The sequence below is a fragment of the Aeromonas salmonicida genome (assembly GCF_028355655.1).
GTDB classification, from domain to species: domain Bacteria; phylum Pseudomonadota; class Gammaproteobacteria; order Enterobacterales; family Aeromonadaceae; genus Aeromonas; species Aeromonas salmonicida.
On record NZ_CP110646.1, the window covers coordinates 24191 to 41075 of the forward strand.

The 16885-nt window shown below is 57.7% G+C and carries 33 protein-coding genes; all 33 read left to right on the forward strand.

Going from position 1 to position 16885, the window contains the following annotated elements; all coding sequences use genetic code 11:
- The first annotated feature begins 442 nt into the window (after positions 1–442).
- Complete coding sequence (locus tag ONZ54_RS22740; RefSeq protein WP_271788391.1) at positions 443–739, forward strand: hypothetical protein; 297 nt, start codon at positions 443–445, stop codon at positions 737–739.
- Positions 736–1164 (forward strand): hypothetical protein, encoded by a 429-nt coding sequence (locus ONZ54_RS22745; protein ID WP_271788392.1) that lies wholly within the window; start codon positions 736–738, stop codon positions 1162–1164. Before ONZ54_RS22740 ends, ONZ54_RS22745 begins: the two co-directional genes overlap by 4 nt.
- Entirely contained in the window at positions 1164–1940 is a 777-nt protein-coding gene (locus ONZ54_RS22750; RefSeq protein ID WP_271788393.1) for an MT-A70 family methyltransferase, read from the forward strand. Before ONZ54_RS22745 ends, ONZ54_RS22750 begins: the two co-directional genes overlap by 1 nt.
- Positions 1937–2374 carry a hypothetical protein gene (locus ONZ54_RS22755; RefSeq protein ID WP_271788394.1) on the forward strand — a complete coding sequence of 146 codons (438 nt, stop codon included), beginning with the start codon at positions 1937–1939 and terminating at the stop codon, positions 2372–2374. The genes ONZ54_RS22750 and ONZ54_RS22755 overlap by 4 nt, the downstream gene beginning before the upstream one ends.
- Before the next feature lie 8 nt (positions 2375–2382).
- Positions 2383–2673: a helix-turn-helix domain-containing protein gene (locus tag ONZ54_RS22760; protein ID WP_271788395.1), complete on the forward strand. Its 291-nt coding sequence runs from the start codon at positions 2383–2385 to the stop codon at positions 2671–2673.
- A 351-nt stretch (positions 2674–3024) separates the two neighbouring features.
- The gene (locus ONZ54_RS22765; protein ID WP_271788396.1) at positions 3025–3195 is read left to right on the forward strand and encodes a hypothetical protein; all 171 of its coding nucleotides are present in this window, start codon (positions 3025–3027) and stop codon (positions 3193–3195) included.
- Positions 3185–3406: a hypothetical protein gene (locus tag ONZ54_RS22770; RefSeq protein WP_271788397.1), complete on the forward strand. Its 222-nt coding sequence runs from the start codon at positions 3185–3187 to the stop codon at positions 3404–3406. The genes ONZ54_RS22765 and ONZ54_RS22770 overlap by 11 nt, the downstream gene beginning before the upstream one ends.
- A gap of 201 nt (positions 3407–3607) precedes the next feature.
- On the forward strand, positions 3608–5128 hold the full coding sequence (locus ONZ54_RS22775) for a coiled-coil domain-containing protein (RefSeq protein ID WP_271788398.1): 1521 nt from the start codon (positions 3608–3610) through the stop codon (positions 5126–5128).
- Between the two features lie 2 nt (positions 5129–5130).
- Positions 5131–5775, forward strand: a complete 645-nt coding sequence (locus tag ONZ54_RS22780) for a VRR-NUC domain-containing protein (RefSeq protein WP_271788399.1) — start codon at positions 5131–5133, stop codon at positions 5773–5775.
- Between the two features lie 8 nt (positions 5776–5783).
- Entirely contained in the window at positions 5784–6383 is a 600-nt protein-coding gene (locus tag ONZ54_RS22785) for a hypothetical protein (RefSeq protein ID WP_271788400.1), read from the forward strand.
- Positions 6384–6478: 95 nt separating this feature from the next.
- Entirely contained in the window at positions 6479–6763 is a 285-nt protein-coding gene (locus ONZ54_RS22790) for a hypothetical protein (RefSeq protein ID WP_271788401.1), read from the forward strand.
- On the forward strand, positions 6763–7071 hold the full coding sequence (locus ONZ54_RS22795) for a hypothetical protein (RefSeq protein WP_271788402.1): 309 nt from the start codon (positions 6763–6765) through the stop codon (positions 7069–7071). Before ONZ54_RS22790 ends, ONZ54_RS22795 begins: the two co-directional genes overlap by 1 nt.
- Positions 7061–7420 (forward strand): hypothetical protein, encoded by a 360-nt coding sequence (locus tag ONZ54_RS22800; protein ID WP_271788403.1) that lies wholly within the window; start codon positions 7061–7063, stop codon positions 7418–7420. Before ONZ54_RS22795 ends, ONZ54_RS22800 begins: the two co-directional genes overlap by 11 nt.
- Entirely contained in the window at positions 7417–7767 is a 351-nt protein-coding gene (locus tag ONZ54_RS22805; RefSeq protein WP_271788404.1) for a hypothetical protein, read from the forward strand. The genes ONZ54_RS22800 and ONZ54_RS22805 overlap by 4 nt, the downstream gene beginning before the upstream one ends.
- Positions 7764–9026, forward strand: a complete 1263-nt coding sequence (locus ONZ54_RS22810) for a DNA-methyltransferase (protein ID WP_271788405.1) — start codon at positions 7764–7766, stop codon at positions 9024–9026. Before ONZ54_RS22805 ends, ONZ54_RS22810 begins: the two co-directional genes overlap by 4 nt.
- Complete coding sequence (locus ONZ54_RS22815; RefSeq protein ID WP_271788406.1) at positions 9023–9250, forward strand: hypothetical protein; 228 nt, start codon at positions 9023–9025, stop codon at positions 9248–9250. Before ONZ54_RS22810 ends, ONZ54_RS22815 begins: the two co-directional genes overlap by 4 nt.
- Positions 9251–9337: 87 nt before the next feature.
- Positions 9338–9565: a hypothetical protein gene (locus ONZ54_RS22820; protein WP_271788407.1), complete on the forward strand. Its 228-nt coding sequence runs from the start codon at positions 9338–9340 to the stop codon at positions 9563–9565.
- Positions 9562–9891, forward strand: a complete 330-nt coding sequence (locus tag ONZ54_RS22825) for a hypothetical protein (protein WP_271788408.1) — start codon at positions 9562–9564, stop codon at positions 9889–9891. Before ONZ54_RS22820 ends, ONZ54_RS22825 begins: the two co-directional genes overlap by 4 nt.
- A 12-nt stretch (positions 9892–9903) precedes the next feature.
- Complete coding sequence (locus ONZ54_RS22830) at positions 9904–10131, forward strand: hypothetical protein (protein WP_271788409.1); 228 nt, start codon at positions 9904–9906, stop codon at positions 10129–10131.
- 264 nt (positions 10132–10395) lie between these two features.
- A complete protein-coding gene (locus ONZ54_RS22835) occupies positions 10396–10698 on the forward strand; it encodes a hypothetical protein (RefSeq protein WP_271788410.1) in 303 nt (100 codons plus the stop codon).
- A 100-nt stretch (positions 10699–10798) separates the two neighbouring features.
- Positions 10799–11725 carry a hypothetical protein gene (locus ONZ54_RS22840; protein WP_271788411.1) on the forward strand — a complete coding sequence of 309 codons (927 nt, stop codon included), beginning with the start codon at positions 10799–10801 and terminating at the stop codon, positions 11723–11725.
- Positions 11726–11826: 101 nt separating this feature from the next.
- A complete protein-coding gene (locus tag ONZ54_RS22845) occupies positions 11827–12060 on the forward strand; it encodes a hypothetical protein (protein WP_271788412.1) in 234 nt (77 codons plus the stop codon).
- A gap of 120 nt (positions 12061–12180) precedes the next feature.
- The gene (locus ONZ54_RS22850; RefSeq protein WP_271788413.1) at positions 12181–12651 is read left to right on the forward strand and encodes a DUF4262 domain-containing protein; all 471 of its coding nucleotides are present in this window, start codon (positions 12181–12183) and stop codon (positions 12649–12651) included.
- 23 nt (positions 12652–12674) lie between these two features.
- Complete coding sequence (locus ONZ54_RS22855) at positions 12675–12908, forward strand: hypothetical protein (RefSeq protein ID WP_271788414.1); 234 nt, start codon at positions 12675–12677, stop codon at positions 12906–12908.
- On the forward strand, positions 12905–13747 hold the full coding sequence (locus ONZ54_RS22860; protein WP_271788415.1) for an HNH endonuclease signature motif containing protein: 843 nt from the start codon (positions 12905–12907) through the stop codon (positions 13745–13747). Before ONZ54_RS22855 ends, ONZ54_RS22860 begins: the two co-directional genes overlap by 4 nt.
- Complete coding sequence (locus tag ONZ54_RS22865; protein ID WP_271788416.1) at positions 13731–14234, forward strand: hypothetical protein; 504 nt, start codon at positions 13731–13733, stop codon at positions 14232–14234. The genes ONZ54_RS22860 and ONZ54_RS22865 overlap by 17 nt, the downstream gene beginning before the upstream one ends.
- A 14-nt stretch (positions 14235–14248) precedes the next feature.
- Positions 14249–14494 carry a hypothetical protein gene (locus tag ONZ54_RS22870; RefSeq protein ID WP_271788417.1) on the forward strand — a complete coding sequence of 82 codons (246 nt, stop codon included), beginning with the start codon at positions 14249–14251 and terminating at the stop codon, positions 14492–14494.
- On the forward strand, positions 14481–14696 hold the full coding sequence (locus tag ONZ54_RS22875; protein ID WP_271788418.1) for a hypothetical protein: 216 nt from the start codon (positions 14481–14483) through the stop codon (positions 14694–14696). Before ONZ54_RS22870 ends, ONZ54_RS22875 begins: the two co-directional genes overlap by 14 nt.
- A 2-nt stretch (positions 14697–14698) precedes the next feature.
- On the forward strand, positions 14699–15313 hold the full coding sequence (locus ONZ54_RS22880) for a hypothetical protein (RefSeq protein ID WP_271788419.1): 615 nt from the start codon (positions 14699–14701) through the stop codon (positions 15311–15313).
- Complete coding sequence (locus ONZ54_RS22885) at positions 15310–15663, forward strand: hypothetical protein (protein ID WP_271788420.1); 354 nt, start codon at positions 15310–15312, stop codon at positions 15661–15663. Before ONZ54_RS22880 ends, ONZ54_RS22885 begins: the two co-directional genes overlap by 4 nt.
- Before the next feature lie 217 nt (positions 15664–15880).
- Positions 15881–16231 (forward strand): helix-turn-helix domain-containing protein, encoded by a 351-nt coding sequence (locus ONZ54_RS22890; protein ID WP_271788421.1) that lies wholly within the window; start codon positions 15881–15883, stop codon positions 16229–16231.
- Positions 16228–16545, forward strand: a complete 318-nt coding sequence (locus tag ONZ54_RS22895; protein ID WP_271788422.1) for a hypothetical protein — start codon at positions 16228–16230, stop codon at positions 16543–16545. The genes ONZ54_RS22890 and ONZ54_RS22895 overlap by 4 nt, the downstream gene beginning before the upstream one ends.
- Positions 16542–16883, forward strand: coding sequence for a hypothetical protein (locus ONZ54_RS22900; protein ID WP_271788423.1), 342 nt, complete (start codon positions 16542–16544; stop codon positions 16881–16883). Before ONZ54_RS22895 ends, ONZ54_RS22900 begins: the two co-directional genes overlap by 4 nt.
- Positions 16884–16885: the final 2 nt, after the last annotated feature.

A 16885-nucleotide genomic window follows, 5' to 3' on the forward strand; every position in this document is an offset into this window, starting at 1 on the left:
TTTATTTAGTCCATTGGACAGGCAGTGCAAAAGTTCTCTGTTGCTTGCCTCAAAAGCCGGTTCCGAAGATCGTAGTTGATCTTCATCTTCATCACAGTGGCTTCAAACTCCTTCAACTTATCGAAGGAATCGATCCCTTTCAATGCACTGAAAATACTAACTTTGGTAGTTGCCATATCTCATAAATCCGCTTCTTGATTTGAGATTGAGCCACCGGCTTGGTGGCGCCTTTGTCGGTCCTATGCGAAACCGACAAACTCAGAATAGGCGCAAATTATGAGCAAGTCACGAACTAAGCAAGAAAATATTTCCTATTGAATGGAAAATAATTCAAACTCCACTCCATTCCTAGATGGCTCACAAAAATAGCTTAGGATATTTGCGGACCGGTACCCAGAACCTGTATCGTATCTGAATGGGTTTGCCGATAAGGACTTAGAAAATGACGGTGGTTGAGTTGGAAGCAGCGCAAATCGAGCTGGTTGGCACCGCTTTTGGTAGCAAGACAGAGTTTGCAAAGATGTTGGGCCTCAAGGGCCATCACTCGCTCCGGGGATACTACCGTCGCAACAAGGTTCCCCAGTGGATCGCTGACCGGATAGCCATGCTGCGCGAGATCCGCGATCTACGTCAGGCGCGGGAAACCAAAGCTGAGACAACCAACGCCAAGCGTCGCGAAAAGCGTCAAGCCAAACGCAAGGCAGAGCAGACAACTCAGAATCCCACTGCTACAGCATGAGTCGCGATCCTTCTCTCGCTGCCGAACTGGCCGAGTTCAAACGCAAACAAGCCGAAGCCATCCGTCAGCAGCGCGAGGCTGCTGCACCTTCATCCATGCTGGCAAAGTTCCCGCCTCTCGACGCGGAGCCTAGAGCCGAAGCTGTAGAAGGCGCTCCGCTCAAATGCAGCTTTTGCAATGGCACGGGCATGGTAGGGGGCCTGTTCAGCAAGTGCGGGTGCGCCGCCTGTGATGAAACCGGATACGACCTGTCCGACCCTGTAGCCGTGATCAAGCACCTCCTGGCAGGCGGTCGCAAGCTGCGGCAAATCCACCAGTCAATGAAGCGCGATCATCGTGAGTTTCGGGGCTTATGGAGCGAGGAAGAAATCAAGGCCCGTGCAGAAACAAAGTGGGTTGAAAAACACCATTCGAGGTTTGACTGATGTTCCAACTATTTCACGCTGATCCCCCGTGGCGCTATTCCGACAAGAGCAAAAACCGGGGCGGGGCAGTCAGGCACTACGAAACCATGAAGCTGGCCGACATGAAGGCAATGAACGTGGCCGAACTGGCCGCGCCAACGGCCGTCTTGTGGATGTGGACCACTGGCCCCCAGCTGCCGGATTCCCTGGAGCTGATGAAGGCGTGGGGGTTCACATACCGCACCCTCGGCTTTGTGTGGGTGAAGCGAACCTCCCAGCACTGGCGCAATGTTGCTTTTCGCCTGCGCAAGACACTCACCAACCAGTTGTCTGCCCTGCTGGGAGTCACTCCTCGGAGTGTGTCCAAAACCCCTGTCCTGGCCGGCCAGTTGCTGGGCCGGATCACCCCCGAGCTGGTTGAGCAAATGTGCAAGGATTTTTGGCATTGGGGCCAGGGCCATTACACCCGCTCGAATGCCGAGATTGTGATCGTCGGGGTACGCGGTAAAGGCCGAGTGTTGGAGCGCCTGGATAAGGGCGTCCACCAGGTGCTGGAGAGTCTGGTGCAGGAGCATAGCGTTAAACCCGACGAGGTTTACCAGCGCCTGGAACGGCTCTACGGCGCCGACGTTAAGCGCCTGGACATGTTCACCCGTCGGAACCGCCCGGGCTGGTCAGCCCTGGGGGACCAGGTAGACCGAACCGATTACCACATAGACCCAGACACAAAGCAGATCCTGCCCCGTGCCGGCGACGCAAATACCCAGAGTTACAACGAGAAGGCCATGCAGCCATGACAGCCAGACCAATCATTACCGTCACGTCCGTACTTATTGAATCAATCCGGGAAGAGTTCGGCACTGAATACAACCAGGTTATGGCGTCACTGTCCGCTGCAGCAACCAGGTACGCCGAGCATGATGTGCCGGCGATGGTGGCGGCCCTGCCAGAGCATATGCAGGCCTATCTCAATTACAGCGCAACAGTCGGATTTCGCTATCAAGGTTTTGCGAGCAACGAAATTCGACTAACTGACACTGCGGGGGCGCTCCCCGAAGTGGCCCAAATTCCATTGCTGCGCCCGGTGGTGTGCCCACGCTACCCGGCCGTGCTGGTCCTTGACCTGCAAACAGCGGCTGGCGTCGCGTTAGATGCTGCCTTTGCTGCAATGGAAGAACTGCTAGACCGTGTGAGCCGGCGTTCTGCCGAGTTCGCGACAATCATCATTTAGAGGTGCCCATGTCTAAAGTAACCCTGACCCAAGAATTGTCCGCTGACCTGCAACTGTTTCGCAAAAAGATGCGCGTGTTGCGTGAATACTACGGCTTGAGCCGCCCGAAGTTCGCCGAAGAACTGAGTATTCCGCCGACCACGCTCAAGAACTACGAACTGGGCTATCGGACTCCCTCACTGGAATGTCTGATGAATATCAACACTAGCCGCTTTGCTCCTCATGTGGCTTGGCTGATGGATCGTACTGCTCCCGCGGTGATTTCCGATCAGTCAGCTCCGATCCCTCACCAGGACTGATACTCCATATCGCAACGGGAGCAGCAACGATGGTTGGGCAAAAAGTAACGCATAGGCGAGGGCCGTCATGGAGCCAGCAAGAGCTCCAAATCATAGACGATAACCTAGACCTGACAGCCGAACAGCTGGCCTTGCTACTGCCCAGACGTACCCCGCCCGGAATAGCCAAAAAGCGAGCCGAGAGGCACGGGCGGCGGTCAAGCAGGACCGCTGAGCGCGGTTGCTGGTCATTGCAGGATGAGGCGATTTGCCGTGAATGGAATGCAATGTTTGCGCTCCTCAATGAGTGCCAGAGGGCCCGAAAAAAAGGGGGAAATAACCGCCCTGAGTTGATGCAAGGGGAAGGCGAAAATGCAGCTTGAGATAGACGAGCTCGAGCTGGTGAGACAGTGGTTTGATTCGGTGCAGGATGTAAGCCCTGCGTATTTGAAACGGAAGGATTACGAGCTGGCCAGGCGGATATATCAAAGCCTTGGCCGTCGTGTTCCTGGCAGCCTGAACGGGGAAAGTGATGAAGCATAAAAAAACAGTGGTGTGCCATGCGGTGCAGTGGGCCCTGTCTCGGCAAGTGGATGAAGCATTTGCCAAGGCGGAGCTCCAGGCCGAACTGGCCCGCAAGGATAGGCTGCAGAGTGCTCTGATAGCTGGACTGGGGGAGGCCGATAAGCGTTATGGCGGCGGTCTGCTTAAATCCTTCCGAGCTGGCCTGAACCGTCTGCGCGGCCGTGCGTGATGGGGTGCCATGACCACCTCAAAGCAGAGCGCCGCCTGACAAATGTCTTGTGGTATGTGCGGTGGATCTCGTTCCCCGTATTACTTCCGCTTTTCTTACTGCTGGTCATGGATTGGCTGACTAAATAGTATTTTTGGCGCGTCGGCTTTGATAACATCCTAAGCATTATTTGAAACCCACCTGGACGTGTTTGGAATCTTCATGCACCAAGAAGCACATACGGAAGAAATGGTATCCGTCCCCCTTGCGATCTTTCGCCAGGGCGAGGATGGAATGCTCGACGCGGAAACTAACCGCCTGACAGAGGCGATGATGATCTCTCTGCGCGGTGATGCAGCGGCGGCGGAAGCTCGCGCCAATATTGCCGAGGACGCCGCCGAAAAGGCCAGGGGTCGATTGGTTCAGCTCAACGGTGAAATGGTGGCAGCTAAGGCTCGCATAGTCGGCCTGGAGCGCACCAAGGCAGAGCTTGAGTCCAGACTGCTGGCCCATGCCGACGCTGATACTGACGCTGCCACCCTAGAGCACCTGGGGGCGCTGCTGGTGGCCGAGCAGGACAAATGCCTCTCCCTGTCTGATCGACTGTCAGTGGCTGAGGAACTGGCCGCCAAATCAGGCGAGCGCGGCGAGCAGCTGGCCGACCTGACAGCCCGTTATAACCATGACAGGGAACGTCTGGAGGCGCTGACCAATGATTTTCACCGGGTCCAGCTTGACCTGACGATTGCCAAGAAAAACCTTGGAGCCCTGGAAGTATCTGATAAGGAGCTGCGCAACGAATTGCGCCGAGTGACTGAAAGCCTTGCGCTGGCTGACAAGGCCAAGAGCAATGCCGTCGCGGCGGCCGAGGTTCGGGTTCGTGAACAGCTGGCGGCGTCGCCGGCATTCGCCCCAGCTGGCATGGTGATGATCAGCGTCGAGGAACTGGCCGCCCTGCGCGAGCAGTCAGTCGAGCGTGAAGGCCTCAAGGTGAGACTGTCCGCCGTGTCTGGCGAGCTGCGCGATGTTATGACCCACATTGATTCTCAGTCAGACGCGGTAGAGCAGGGGATCCGCGATCTTGAGTTCGCCAAGCTGGAGCTGGAGCGTTACGGGTGCTCTATCCAGGAGCAGGCGCTTATGATCCGTGAAATGGGGCGCCGGCTGGTTTACGCAAACATGACGATCCACCTCTACCACGGCCGAAACAACCTTCCCGGGTTTACCCGCGAGGAGGGGCACGTTGCGCTGTTCAGCCTGCACACCGATTGCCTGATAGAGGAGTCGGACGCCCCGATCGACAAAACCCGCCCGCTGATGTGGTGGACGAGCCGCCACGGCGGCGGCTGCATGGTCGCCTTGTCAGCGAACACGGATGAACGTGGCCGGCAGGTGGTGATCACTCCGACCCTTCACCATGAAATTGACGGTGTGGCTCATAACATTACCGATGCCGTTGCCCCGCCTGTTCACCTGCGCGACGAAATCGCGGATTACATTGCCGGCCTGGACCGTCAGGCGCTGCTGGATGTGGTGACCGATGCCGAGGTGCGGGCCAATGCTGCCGCTTATGCCAGTGAGCCGCTGCTGGGCAGCATTGACGCTGCCCAGAAACGGCTCCAGGTTCGCCGCCAGACCATCCTGAACAGCCAGGCCTCCCTGGTACGTGCCCGCGATAAGGCGCAACGCCAGTTAGCCAAGCAGACCAACAAGGTCAACAAAGCCAGCAAGAAAGGACGCTGATCATGTCAAGGTTCGACGAAAGTTTTCTGATGGCTCAAGTATCCAAGCGTCAGGGGTGGGCCCAGAAAGGATTGCGAACCGGTTCAGGCAAGAGCTTTTCCCTACCGAACCCGCCCGGGGCAGTGCCGAGCAAGGGGAAGAAGAAAAACCCAGTAGGCGCCAAGCTGGGCGATCCCGGTTATGTTTCTCCCCATGCCGTGGCAATGGCGCTGCTGGCGAAGAACCCGGATCTCCGCAAAGGCAACCAAGAGTATTACGAGCAGGTGGAACTGTTCGCCCGGGTAGAGGTGATGGATCCCGAGCTCTACAGCCTGATTAGTGCGGTGCCTAATGGCGGATACCGCCCCGGCAAGACGGCTGGAATGATGAAGGCGAGCGGCCAGAAGGACGGATACCCGGATATTATCGTAGATTTGCCATGCGGCGTATATCATGGGTGCCGTATGGAGTTAAAGGCCAAGGGCGGTAAGGTCAGCGAGCCCCAGGTGCTCAAATTGCGCCTGTTATCAGAGCGCGGTTATTACTGCACTCTGGTTGAAGGGGTTGAAGAAGCCCTCGATGAGCTGATGAGATACCGCCGCCTGTTGTTCAGTGAGGCTATGCCTCCTTGGCCACGAAACTCTGCCTGGCAAATGAAGGAGATTTAATAGTGAGAATGACGCCGAAGCGAGCCGAGATCGTCCGCGCCCTGAAAAACGAAGCGGTATACATGCTGGTCCGTTTGTCCAGTGTCGTGCCTGCCCCGCGCCGCAAGGCAATGCTGACGGGCACCAAGCTGATCGAGCTGGTGGACGAGCAGGAGCAGGAGCAGGAAGCCCCTGGGGCGCCCGTTATAAGTGGCGTGGCCGCCGTTGGGCTGATTGAGGCTGGTTATCTGGTCGAGGCCAAAAAGCGGCCGTTCGGTGGCGTCCTGTACGTCCTGAGCGACAGCGGGAAGGCTCTGGATGTGCCGGCAGTGGCCCAGCCTTCTGGATGGGATGCAGAGCAGGGTGTCCGGGTGTTTCGCAAGGACCTAGAAGCGATCGCGGCCGAGTTCGGCGCTACGGTGACGCACAACACAACCAGGCACTGGTGGGAGTTGAAGTTCCCTGTGGCTAAAAATCAGGTTAAGCAGGTCACCCTGACAAATACCAAGGAACAGCCTATCGCCAGACTGAGCGAACTGAACATGAGTCAGTGGCGCGAGGCGATAACCCGTGTGGCGACTCAAAACAACCTGTCGGCTGGCGGTGCCGATAAGGAGGCTGTTCACTGATAATCAGGGCGCCGTTATGGCGCTTTTTTGCTTAATTCTTCCTAACCTTAATTTGTAATATGTCTTGTAGTGTAATTCACACATTCGAGGTGTTTATGGCGACCGAGGAAATCAAGAGGGGGCGGCAGCGTACTCGCAACCGCAAGCAGGAAGCCGACTATCAGAGTGCTCGCCGTGAGCGGGAGCGTGAACTGGGCATCTTGGAGCTGCGAGGGCTGCGCATATCTACTACTGAGCGGGCCATGTTGGATCAGTTGGTGGCCCTTGAGAATTACGGCAGTCGCTGCGATTTACTGATGACCTTGGCTCGCCGTGAGGCTGATCGGCTTGGGGTGGATTATCGAGCCAATAGAGGTGAACAGCCCAAGGAGGCGAACTGATGGATATGGGAAATACCAAATGCCAGGCCTTACTGGAGTTGCTACAGAGCCGCCAGCAGTTGGCCTCTGTCAATATTCAGCGGCTATTTGGTTGGGGCAATAGTCGTATCCTGCGCCTTCTTGTGGCGTTGCAGGGTGCGGGATTTATTGTGGCTGATACGGCTCGCCCGGGTCAGTACATCGTCCAGAGGGAGCGAGTTGCCTTGGGCTTGCCCCCAGAGGTCATTGCCCAGGTACTTGATGTGCTCGGCAATGGCGAGTTTTTGCCCCGCGCAGGCGGTGAGCAAGGGGGGTCTGATGCCCGTTGAGCGTTATCACGACAACCCTAACAAGACCGTGCAGCTTGCAACCTTCATGCTGGAGCAGGGCAAATCTATGACAGCCCGGGAGGTCTATGAAGCGGGTTTTCGTTACCGGTTCGGCGCCGAGACGACAGTGCCGGCGATAAGCACGATCCTCAACAAGTTGCACCAGAGCGATCGCTTTTGCGTGGAGCGCCGCTTTGTCCAGGGCGCAGGTCCTAAAGTGGTGTCACTGCAGGTCAAGGCTGTGATTGGCAAGAAGTCAGCGGAACCTGCCCCGGGCTCTACGTCCATGGTGCTGTGGCGCCAGCTACTGACCCGGCAATCGGGTGAATCTATGCAGGCGGCGACATGATGGTGTTTGAGCAACTGACTTACCAGGACTTGTTAATACTGGCGGCCAAGGCGGCCGACATTGGTCCAGTGCTGTGCTATGAGCGGCAGCGCAATTGCTTGCGGATTGGGAAAAGGGATGGATACCGGCTGTGGCGTCCGTTGACTTGTAGCAACGACACGCTGTTGCTGCAAGCGACTCTGGAAATGACTGTATCGATCGAGGGGCAGACCGCCAGGGCCTCAATGGCGAACGGCAAGCATGAGGCCTCTTTCGCTTCCTCTGACCCCATATCTGCCTTGCGCCTCGTTGTGTTGGTCGTTGCCGCAAAGCGAGGGAAGGAGATTGATCAGGGGGTGGCGGCATGAACGTCTCTCTGCACAATGGGGATTCCCTGATAGTCCTGGCCGGCATTGCAGACAACAGTATGGATGGCATTGTCACGGACCCGCCTTACGGCATCAAGATGATGAATAAGAAGTGGGACTACGACGTGCCGAGTGTGGCTATCTGGCGCGAGTGTCTGCGCGTGCTGAAACCGGGTGGTTATATCCTCGCGTTCGCCGGCACCCGAACCCAGCACAGGATGGCCTCGAACATCGAGGACGCCGGTTTTGAGATCCGCGACATGGTGACGTATCTCTACGACACCAATGAGGCAGCCCGGGCGCTGGTGGAAAGTCTCGACCCGGCCCAGCTAAAACTCCTGGATGCTGCCTTTGGCCGTGATGGGATGCTGGGGTGGATTTATGGCTCGGGTTTCCCTAAGTCACACAACCTGGCTGACGATTGGGAAGGGTGGGGTACTGCGCTAAAGCCGGCGCTGGAGCCGATCACATTGGCCCGCAAGCCGTTCAAGGGGACCGTGGCCGCAAACGTACTGAGACATGGCACCGGCGCCATGAACGTAGACGGTTGCCGGATCGGCTGGCCCAATGGAAAAACCCCCGAGGTTGGAACCCCTGGATGGGGAGGCCCTGCAAAGAAGTTGACGGCTGTACCTGGTCAGATAGGAGAGACAGTCGCCCGGTCGCAACCATCCCAGCTAGGCCGCTGGCCTGCCAACGTCTGCCACGACGGCTCCCTGGAGGTTGTGTCTCTGTTCCCGGCCCAGGCTGGTGCAGCTGCCCCTGTTCACAAGCGCAACAGCAGCAAGTTTAAAAACACCTTTGGCGCCTTTAAGGGCAATACCGACGAGCAGGGGAGCACGTACCAGGGGGATAGCGGCAGCGCGTCGCGTTTCTTCTACTGCGCCAAGGCCTCCAGGCAAGACCGGCATGAGGGGATGATTGATCCCGGCCCTCAGTTCAAGCGTGGTACGACCCTGCGCAAGGTGGAGAACACGGCCACCAAGGGCAACAACCATCCTACGGTAAAACCTACGGCCCTTATGCGGTGGCTGTGCCGCCTGATAACGCCCCCGGGCGGCGTAGTGCTGGATCCCTTCATGGGGTCTGGTAGTACCGGCAAAGCGGCGCTGCTGGAGGGGTTTAGTTTCGTCGGTATAGAGCTCGACCCTAGCTACTACGAGATTTCCGAGTGTCGCGTCGCAGCGGCCTACCCCATATATCCTAACTTCATCGTGAAATACGAAAAAACACTGACCATTTGCCAGGAGGCTGCATGACCCAGTTGGCCATCATGACCCGCGATTTGACGTCTTACTTCATGCCGCCGAGCCCGCTTGTGACACGGGATGCCTACGAAACGGATAAGACCTGGCACCTCAAGCCTGGTTCGTCCATGTACGGCGCTGTGCTGGTGGAAATGAAGAACAAGCCGGATGGCTGGACCTTCACCATGGGATTCAGCAAGAGCAGTTTTTCCTGGCGCCCGATGATTTGGGGATGACTTTCATCATGGAGCGCGATTACCAGCAGGTGCCGGGGCGGGTGATTGCTGATCACCTGGGCGCCCACTTAGCCGAGGAGGCAAGGAATGCGATATAGAGAGCCCATAGTCCAGAACAACCTGACCGATGCAGAGGCCAAGGATCTGAAAGAGCGTTACACCAAGCTCAACCCGGGCGCCAAGGTCACGATCGAAGGCCATATTGAAAATCCGCGCCTCAAGACCTTGATCGCCCTGCTGCCCTTGTTGCCGTCCTCGAAGATGCGGGACCAAAACAAGGGGGTGTTCATGGCCTGGAGCGGGAGGCGCCGATGAGCAAGGACCTGGCACTCAAGAGCAAGAATCTTTCTCGGCTGCGGTTTATCGAAGCCATGTTGGCGCTTCATGGGGAGGTTCGTCGCTGCCATCTGCAGCGGGCCTTTGGGTTCGGCTCTGCGTCGCCGGCGTCGAATGTATTGAGCGAGTTTCGCGCCCTGTTCCCGGAGGCCATGGTGCTCGACGGGAAAACGAAGACCTGGCTCGCCTGCGCGGGGTTCGTGCCGGTACTGCTGACGGTGGAGCCCCAAGAATATCTCCACGCTGCCCAGGTAATGGCGGTAGAGCAGATCGTCAAGACCAAGCCGGTCATTCTCATGTACTAGGGAGGGTCAGCCATGCCGAGTGTGACGGTAGAGGTCAGCCTGAGTGATTTCGACACCGAGGATCTGGTGTCCGAGCTGAAAGACCGGGGGAGGGTGGTGCTCTCCTCGCCTGGACAAGATGACAACACCCAGGGGGATCTCCTGGAGCGACTGTATTACGCCCTGTGTGGCAACAACCAGCAGGCAATCAACGATGCGGCCCGGGATCTCTACGCCCTCTTGGGTGACCGGATTCTGTAAGGGATAGGAATGAAACAAACATGTGCAGAGTGCCCGAACCTTCAACGTGTCGGGAGTGCGGGTTTCTGGGTGGTTGGGTGCTCGGCCACGGGACTGGTGATCCCGCATACGGCGAATTACTTGTCAGGGGAGGTGGTGTTACATCGCGTCCCGCTGGAATGCCCCCGCCCTGATGACGAGGTGGTGAAGCGCGAGCAGCGCCCAATTTCTCTCCATGCCGAACTGGTCCATGCCACCAGTATCCGCCTTGTGAAGTATTGAGCGATGACCGATCGAGTGATTCAGCAGGTGGACCGGTTCGCCCGGGATTGCCGTCATAACAAGTTCATATACGACGAGACGCTTGGCTATGTCGAGTGCGGGATCTGCGGTGAGCACCTTAACCCCATGTGGGTGATAGAGCAGTTCACCAACAAGGAGTCCCGCGTGGTCCGCTACCTGGAGCAACTGAACCGGCTGGTGGACGAGACAAGGGCAAAGACCAAATGCAAATGCCAGCACTGCGGGCAGATGACGGACATAGCGAACGAACGTGAAGTAAGCAAGGCCTTCAACGGCCGTAACTGATGGGGATGGGTAGGATGTTTAAAGTGAATTTGAGGTGGTCATGATAGGTATCAAGAGCGAGCAAGCCATCCGGTCAGATCCACGTCCGCCAGAGCTGACAATGATCTGGTACGACACCCCGGAGGCAGTACACGAATCCCTGTGGCTCGATGAAGCCAACGAGCAGGGTATGACGGTTAAGGAGTTGCTGGCCGGCTCTGAGGCTGGTGGGCTGGACAAGAACGGCTGCGAGATCAGTTTCTCGCATGAGGAAATGCTGGCGGGGATGCGGGCCATGGGCTGCTGGGGCTGGGTGGATACCGAGGAAAACGTGATTCATGCCTGGGTAGATGCCGAGGTGGACCCTTGCATGGTGGCGCACTTCCTAGCGCATGAGATAGGCCATGTTACTGGCACCCCGGATCCTGACCCCTTCCTTGAGGAAATGCGGGCCGAACAGTTCGGCTTTGTCACCAGCCAGGCGCTGCGGCTGATGCTGGAGGTTGAGGGGCCCCACCGTGCAGGCCTTCATGCCCGTGTGCAGGAGCTGCTGCAGGAGCGCAACCGAACCGGCCTTGCCATCGACAAGGCCATATTGGCCGGCGAAGTGCCAGAACAGCACCCCCTGCTTTCGCGGCTACAGCTGCTCGCCAATCACCACCACCGGCTCACTGAGGCTACCACCCAGGTTAACGCCCTGGCAGAGCTGCTGCGCGAGACTCTGCGCCCGCTCCAAAGCGGCTTTGGGTATGCCAGGAATCATGACCTTGCTCGCCGTATTGAAAGCGCCCTGGTCGGGGGGCGCATGAGTAGCACCCTTGACACGAAGGCACTCGAACTGGCCCAAGAGGCAATCGTTCTTATGTTGGGGGCCCCACTACCAGGTGGTGACATTCAGCTGCAGGCGAAGCTCCAGGGGATGTTTCTGGATGCAATGCGGTTTGCAGCGCCGGCCAAGTGCGCTCCCTTGTCCTTTGTCCTGACATATGACGAAAAGACCTATGCAGTAACACCATACGACCCAACTCAAGACCCCTCTTCTGAGTAAATCTGCAAGGAAAATATTTCCAATCAATAGGAAAATATTTCTTGTTTGTGGTTGTGGGTTCGATCATTATTGGCGCCATATAAGCACCTGGAGAAAACGCCATGCACGACTACGCCGCCGCCCTTGCCCTGTTTCTGCTGGAGAAAACAGGCTCCGTTTTTGGGGTCTGGGCTGGCCGTATGACTGCCGCTGATCAGCGGACTCTGTTTGGTCAATTCCTAGGTAAGGGGCTCATCGTCATTGACGGCGAGCGCGAGACGGTTTGCAACCGAGTGAAGGTGTGTTTTGGCCTTGACTACGACGACCGCAACCAGCGCCGATGGTCGGCCCTTTAAGGGACGTGTGCCGAGGTGACACAGGCGGCCGTTACCAAGCTCGCAGACGTCTCCCGGGAGCATATTTCAAGAAAGTACGCCCGTTTATTCGATTCATTATCAGCGTAAGGAAAAAGTACCGTGACCGCATACAAGAACTTGCAAGTGGACATTGCCAGCAAGATAGCAAAGGGCCAAGCGAGCGTGATTAGTGTGTTTGCCACCGATAGTCCTCAAGAGAATGACTTTGCCTACACTGTCGGCCTCACATCTTTGGGTTTGCCCGAGATCATTATTGTCGGCTCTATGGATCCCCTCATTCAGCACGTTCTGATTGGAAGCCTGACCGCCAAGTATAAGGAGCGTGGGGCATTCTTTGGTGTCTCCAATGAGTTACTGCAAAACGGGTTGAGGGTGGATCTGGTCGAAGTGGATTGCACCGCTCCCAAGACGAAGGAATTTATCGTTCAGGCCCTGGACTACTACGGGAGTGATGTCGGCAAGGTCCGCCTTGTGCAAATTCGGTGGCCGGATGCTCAAGGCCGCCTTCCTGACGAACCAGGTTTTGATATGGGCGACAAGCAAGACCTGCTGCCCAGACTGAACCACTGACCAAGGATTGAGAGATAGCCGCCATGAAGAACAAGCTGAGTGACCTGAACAACCACCTTTTTGCCCAACTGGAGCGCCTGGGCGAAGACTCCTTGAGTGGGGAGGCGCTGAAAGACGAGATCCTCCGTAGCAAGGCGATCACCTCTGTTTCCACTCAGATCATCAATGGCGGCCGTCTGGCGCTTGATGCCCAGGTTGCCGCCCGTGAGTTGCAGCTTGGGCGTGTTATGCCTGAAATGCTTGAGGCGAAACCGTGAAGGCGAACCAGTACACGCCGGCCCAGCTTGAGTTTATTTCCGAGACTTACAAGGAGTGCGGTCTGAGCGATACGGCCGCGATGTTTAACTTCACGTTTGGCAAGGAAAAGACGGTTGGACAGATCCGGTCCTGTCTGAAAAACCACGGCTTTACTTGTGGCCGCGCCAAGGGGGAGCTCAACAAGGGCAAGCTGCTGTCATACACCGACGCCCAGAAGGCATGGATTGAGCGTGAATACCCGAATCACTCCCTCTCCGAGCTTGTGCTGCTGTTCAATACGGTATTTCAGGACACCAAGACCGAGGGGCAGATCCGGGGGTTTACTCGCAACCACAAGATTAAGAGCGGCCGCACTGGCCGGTTCGAGGCGGGGTCTGATTCATGGAATGCGGGCAAGAAAGGTTGGTCGGCTGGTGGTGACTCCATCAAGACCCGGTTTAAGAAGGGTGACACCCCAGCCAATCACCGCCCAGTGGGCAGTGAGCGGGTCAGTGTGGATGGGTACATCGAGATCAAGGTTGCCGAGCCGGCGAGCTGGGATCTCAAACACCGTGTTGTCTGGGAACAGGAGCACGGGCCTATCCCGCCCAGCCATGTGATTTGGTTCATCGACAACAACCCGCTCAACTGCGCCCCGGACAATCTGATGCTGGTCACCCGAGCGCACCATGCCGTTGTCAGCAAATTAGGCCTGCACCATGCGACCGGTGAGCTGAAAGAAACCACGAAATTGATAGCGGACGTAGCCATGGCAAGGACAGCCGGCCGTAAAAAGTTACAAAACAACCGGCGCCCTAAGACGCCAAAAGAGGGGTTGTCAGATGGAAAAAGCGATTAACGAAGTGCTTGAGCAGATCAAGGGCGCGTGTAGTGGTTATGACGATAGAACCGCTGAGCGGGTGTCTTCGTTCGCCGGCAAGTTCACGGCTGAGTATGCAGAGGTCCTTGGCCTCTCCCAGCTCGATGTGCTGGTGGCCGTGGAGAAAGCGCGGAGCTATTCAGCCGCCAACTACTACCAGGAGAGCACCTTTCCTCATCTGTCTGAGGTGTCCGTGTTCGACACCCGCCAGGATTTCCTGGCTTTGATCCCGAGCCGGCAATTCCGTTGCCCCAGCTGCAATGGCGTGTCTACTGACTCCGAGCGTTGCAACAGCGGGCTGAAAATGTCGAACGATGAAACGTGCAACTGGGCCAGCTTTGGCTTCTTCAAGACGCTGGGGAAGGGGCTTAGGGTTGTGGTTAAAGAGTCGTTCCTGAATGAGCCACGGATTTATGAAATCTTCATGCCGCTGGAGCTGGAGAAGCAGGAGGAGCCAGCCCAGTGAGGAGCCTTGCGTGGTTGAAGAATCATTGCCTTGAGCTGGTGGGCAAGGACATGGGGCACATGCACCCCCACATTTCCGCCGCGGAGGTGCTGGTGATCCTGGGCGAGCTCGAGGGGGTGACCCCGAACCAGGCGCACCCCGGATGTGACCAGTGCCAGGGGACGGGTTATGTGAGCGTCCAAGGTCATGCTGGTGGTCGCTGTTCTTGCCTCGTTGTTGGGGTTCCGGTCAAGCGGGAGGTCAGCGATGAAGAAGCGTAAGCCCAACGGGTTCGTGGCTCTGTGTCAGTGCGGCGCCTATGTGGGGGCTCTCGATGCCCGCCGAACTGACCGCAAGGACATGGGCAAGATCCTGGGGGAGTGGTTGATGGACGGGTGTACGGTCGAACCGCGTTTCGAGGGCACCTGGAGCGTGCAGATAGAGTCCTGCCGGTGCGATGCCGGCAAGCAGCAGGGGGAATAGGGATGGCAAACCAGAGAGAGAATTTCGAGTCGGCGGTCATGCGGTCGCTGTACGGCCAGATGGGCGCCCCAGAGGAGCTTTTCAGGCGTGATGCTGATGGGGACTGCTACAGCAATTCGATGATTCAGTCGGCTTGGTGGGGCTACCAGGTAGGAGGTGCCGGCGTGAACCGGCTGGAGGAGGAGGGTGATCGCCAGCTTGTCCTGTTGGCGCTGGGGAATCTTGCGCTGCTGCGCCCAGGGTTCGATCACGCTTTGCGGACTCTTGCCGGCCGGTACGGGATGAATGGGACTGATCTGTTTGAGCAGTTCAAGGAGTTGAACCGTGACCAGGTAGGCGGATTCACCTATCCACCAGCAGGGCAAGAGCGGATCTTGCCGGTGCGCCGCGCTGAGTCGGCGGGTGAGGAGTCGAAGAAGGGTCAGCACCCGGCTTATCTGGGCGATGGCGTCTATGTCTCGTTTGATGGCTGCCAGATTTGGCTGATGACGGACAACAACGGGCTGAACAAGATAGCCCTGGATTCCCGCCCGTTCGCCGCCCTGGTGAGCTACCGCGATCAGTTGGTGCTGATGCAGCAGGCCGAAGCGTCGGCCGGCAAGGAGCAGCAGGCATGACACCGACCGGCAAGACGCTGGGGGAGATTATCAGGGCTGCCCGCTCTGGTGAGCGCCCAGACTATGACGATCTGCGCCTGGCACTGTGCGCCATGGACCACCTGATGACGTTCGACCGGATAGCATTGGAGCGGCTGCATGTGGCCGAGAAGGAGGGGCAAAAGCCCTTCCTGACACGTAGCGCAGTGTACCAGTGCGAGGAGCGCCACGGCCGGGTGTCCAGAGCCCTGGAAAAGACCCCGCTGTCGTTCCTGGGCGAGAACAACAACCCGGACAACCCGGAAGTGCAGGCCGAGCGTCGGCAAGCTCTGGCGCTGGTAGCGAGATTCATGGAGGGGGTGAAGCCGTGAACAGCGAACTGAACAGAGATAACGCGACGCACTTGTTGGCTTGCGTCCATGCGATAGGGCCGTCCCGCAAGGCATACCTGATGCCCTGCCACATCTTGAAGGTGATGCCAGATGGCCGCCTCAAGCTGAGGGTGTACGGGGAGCGGTATTGGAAGGATGACCGCAAGGACAAGGTGAATGTGCGGTACGTTCCGGCCAATTGGGTGAGGGTGAAGCAATGATCACGCCATTACAACAGCGACTCATAGAACTGAAAGGTGGGCTGAGTTACGCCGCCTTTGCTGAGAAGTGCGGGCTCACTGAATCTGGCGTCAGGAAGTATTTTCCGCCTCTCTCAAGCGAGCCGACCCTATCCAAGGTCATTGCAATTGCCAGCTCTTGCGGCGTGTCGCTTGAGTGGCTGGCTACTGGGTCTACGCCCAGCCTGGAGAATGCTGGCCCTGAGCTGGTAGCGTCGGCCCTGCACCTACAGAAGGTGGCGGATAGTCAGTGGTGCCTGAATGACGAAACCAGGGAGCACCTGAGAAGGGTGTCCCGGGCGATTATTGGTGGGGGAGAGGGAAATTGAACCCAGACACCCATAAGTTGTCGGGGCGGTTCTGCCCCTTCTGCCTGCGGGCGCTGTGGCTGCATATCGAATCAGGGTTCGAGTTCTGCCCGGGCGACCCAGAGTGCGATTACGAAGTGCGGCCAAGCACCACCTTGCACCCGCTTACCCAAGTGGAGAAGGTCGAGCGGACGCTCAATAACAAGCAGCGAGAGCATAGCGTCATGCTGAAAAGGCTGGGTGAGCTCCAGGGGCAGATCGCCAAGCTGACCAGCGAAATGACCGCATTGGGCTTCCCGCCGCCTGCTGGTGGACTGGCTGGAGATAAAACATGACGAATAGAACGACATTCACGCGCCGCCAGGTGCGCACCCTGATCCAGATGGCCGAGGTTTTCCAGGCAGTGGCCCGGGAGTATCCAGGCACTGAATTCCCATGGGGGAGCGTGGCCTGGCAACCGGAATGGTTCATGGACGACGCTCTGCCTGTTCTGGAGCGCACGGCGACCCTCAACGGCATTGATGCGGGCTCTGCCTGGTTCACCGCTCTGGCCGGCACGTTTGCCGCTGACATTGCTCGATGGGTTCAGCAGCACCGCGCCTTGCCTGGCTGGGCCGAGCTGAGCGAACTGGCCCGCAATGCGTTAGCACCTGCCGACGAGCAAGAGGGTTAATC

Bases quoted from the DNA above. Each gene is read 5' to 3' on its own strand.
- ONZ54_RS22740 (WP_271788391.1), top strand. From the start codon at position 443: ATGACGGTGGTTGAGTTGGAAGCAGCGCAAATCGAGCTGGTTGGCACC.
- ONZ54_RS22745 (WP_271788392.1), top strand. From the start codon at position 736: ATGAGTCGCGATCCTTCTCTCGCTGCCGAACTGGCCGAGTTCAAACGC.
- ONZ54_RS22750 (WP_271788393.1), top strand. From the start codon at position 1,164: ATGTTCCAACTATTTCACGCTGATCCCCCGTGGCGCTATTCCGACAAG.
- ONZ54_RS22755 (WP_271788394.1), top strand. From the start codon at position 1,937: ATGACAGCCAGACCAATCATTACCGTCACGTCCGTACTTATTGAATCA.
- ONZ54_RS22760 (WP_271788395.1), top strand. From the start codon at position 2,383: ATGTCTAAAGTAACCCTGACCCAAGAATTGTCCGCTGACCTGCAACTG.
- ONZ54_RS22765 (WP_271788396.1), top strand. From the start codon at position 3,025: ATGCAGCTTGAGATAGACGAGCTCGAGCTGGTGAGACAGTGGTTTGAT.
- ONZ54_RS22770 (WP_271788397.1), top strand. From the start codon at position 3,185: ATGAAGCATAAAAAAACAGTGGTGTGCCATGCGGTGCAGTGGGCCCTG.
- ONZ54_RS22775 (WP_271788398.1), top strand. From the start codon at position 3,608: ATGCACCAAGAAGCACATACGGAAGAAATGGTATCCGTCCCCCTTGCG.
- ONZ54_RS22780 (WP_271788399.1), top strand. From the start codon at position 5,131: ATGTCAAGGTTCGACGAAAGTTTTCTGATGGCTCAAGTATCCAAGCGT.
- ONZ54_RS22785 (WP_271788400.1), top strand. From the start codon at position 5,784: ATGACGCCGAAGCGAGCCGAGATCGTCCGCGCCCTGAAAAACGAAGCG.
- ONZ54_RS22790 (WP_271788401.1), top strand. From the start codon at position 6,479: ATGGCGACCGAGGAAATCAAGAGGGGGCGGCAGCGTACTCGCAACCGC.
- ONZ54_RS22795 (WP_271788402.1), top strand. From the start codon at position 6,763: ATGGATATGGGAAATACCAAATGCCAGGCCTTACTGGAGTTGCTACAG.
- ONZ54_RS22800 (WP_271788403.1), top strand. From the start codon at position 7,061: ATGCCCGTTGAGCGTTATCACGACAACCCTAACAAGACCGTGCAGCTT.
- ONZ54_RS22805 (WP_271788404.1), top strand. From the start codon at position 7,417: ATGATGGTGTTTGAGCAACTGACTTACCAGGACTTGTTAATACTGGCG.
- ONZ54_RS22810 (WP_271788405.1), top strand. From the start codon at position 7,764: ATGAACGTCTCTCTGCACAATGGGGATTCCCTGATAGTCCTGGCCGGC.
- ONZ54_RS22815 (WP_271788406.1), top strand. From the start codon at position 9,023: ATGACCCAGTTGGCCATCATGACCCGCGATTTGACGTCTTACTTCATG.
- ONZ54_RS22820 (WP_271788407.1), top strand. From the start codon at position 9,338: ATGCGATATAGAGAGCCCATAGTCCAGAACAACCTGACCGATGCAGAG.
- ONZ54_RS22825 (WP_271788408.1), top strand. From the start codon at position 9,562: ATGAGCAAGGACCTGGCACTCAAGAGCAAGAATCTTTCTCGGCTGCGG.
- ONZ54_RS22830 (WP_271788409.1), top strand. From the start codon at position 9,904: ATGCCGAGTGTGACGGTAGAGGTCAGCCTGAGTGATTTCGACACCGAG.
- ONZ54_RS22835 (WP_271788410.1), top strand. From the start codon at position 10,396: ATGACCGATCGAGTGATTCAGCAGGTGGACCGGTTCGCCCGGGATTGC.
- ONZ54_RS22840 (WP_271788411.1), top strand. From the start codon at position 10,799: ATGATCTGGTACGACACCCCGGAGGCAGTACACGAATCCCTGTGGCTC.
- ONZ54_RS22845 (WP_271788412.1), top strand. From the start codon at position 11,827: ATGCACGACTACGCCGCCGCCCTTGCCCTGTTTCTGCTGGAGAAAACA.
- ONZ54_RS22855 (WP_271788414.1), top strand. From the start codon at position 12,675: ATGAAGAACAAGCTGAGTGACCTGAACAACCACCTTTTTGCCCAACTG.
- ONZ54_RS22865 (WP_271788416.1), top strand. From the start codon at position 13,731: ATGGAAAAAGCGATTAACGAAGTGCTTGAGCAGATCAAGGGCGCGTGT.
- ONZ54_RS22875 (WP_271788418.1), top strand. From the start codon at position 14,481: ATGAAGAAGCGTAAGCCCAACGGGTTCGTGGCTCTGTGTCAGTGCGGC.
- ONZ54_RS22880 (WP_271788419.1), top strand. From the start codon at position 14,699: ATGGCAAACCAGAGAGAGAATTTCGAGTCGGCGGTCATGCGGTCGCTG.
- ONZ54_RS22885 (WP_271788420.1), top strand. From the start codon at position 15,310: ATGACACCGACCGGCAAGACGCTGGGGGAGATTATCAGGGCTGCCCGC.
- ONZ54_RS22890 (WP_271788421.1), top strand. From the start codon at position 15,881: ATGATCACGCCATTACAACAGCGACTCATAGAACTGAAAGGTGGGCTG.
- ONZ54_RS22900 (WP_271788423.1), top strand. From the start codon at position 16,542: ATGACGAATAGAACGACATTCACGCGCCGCCAGGTGCGCACCCTGATC.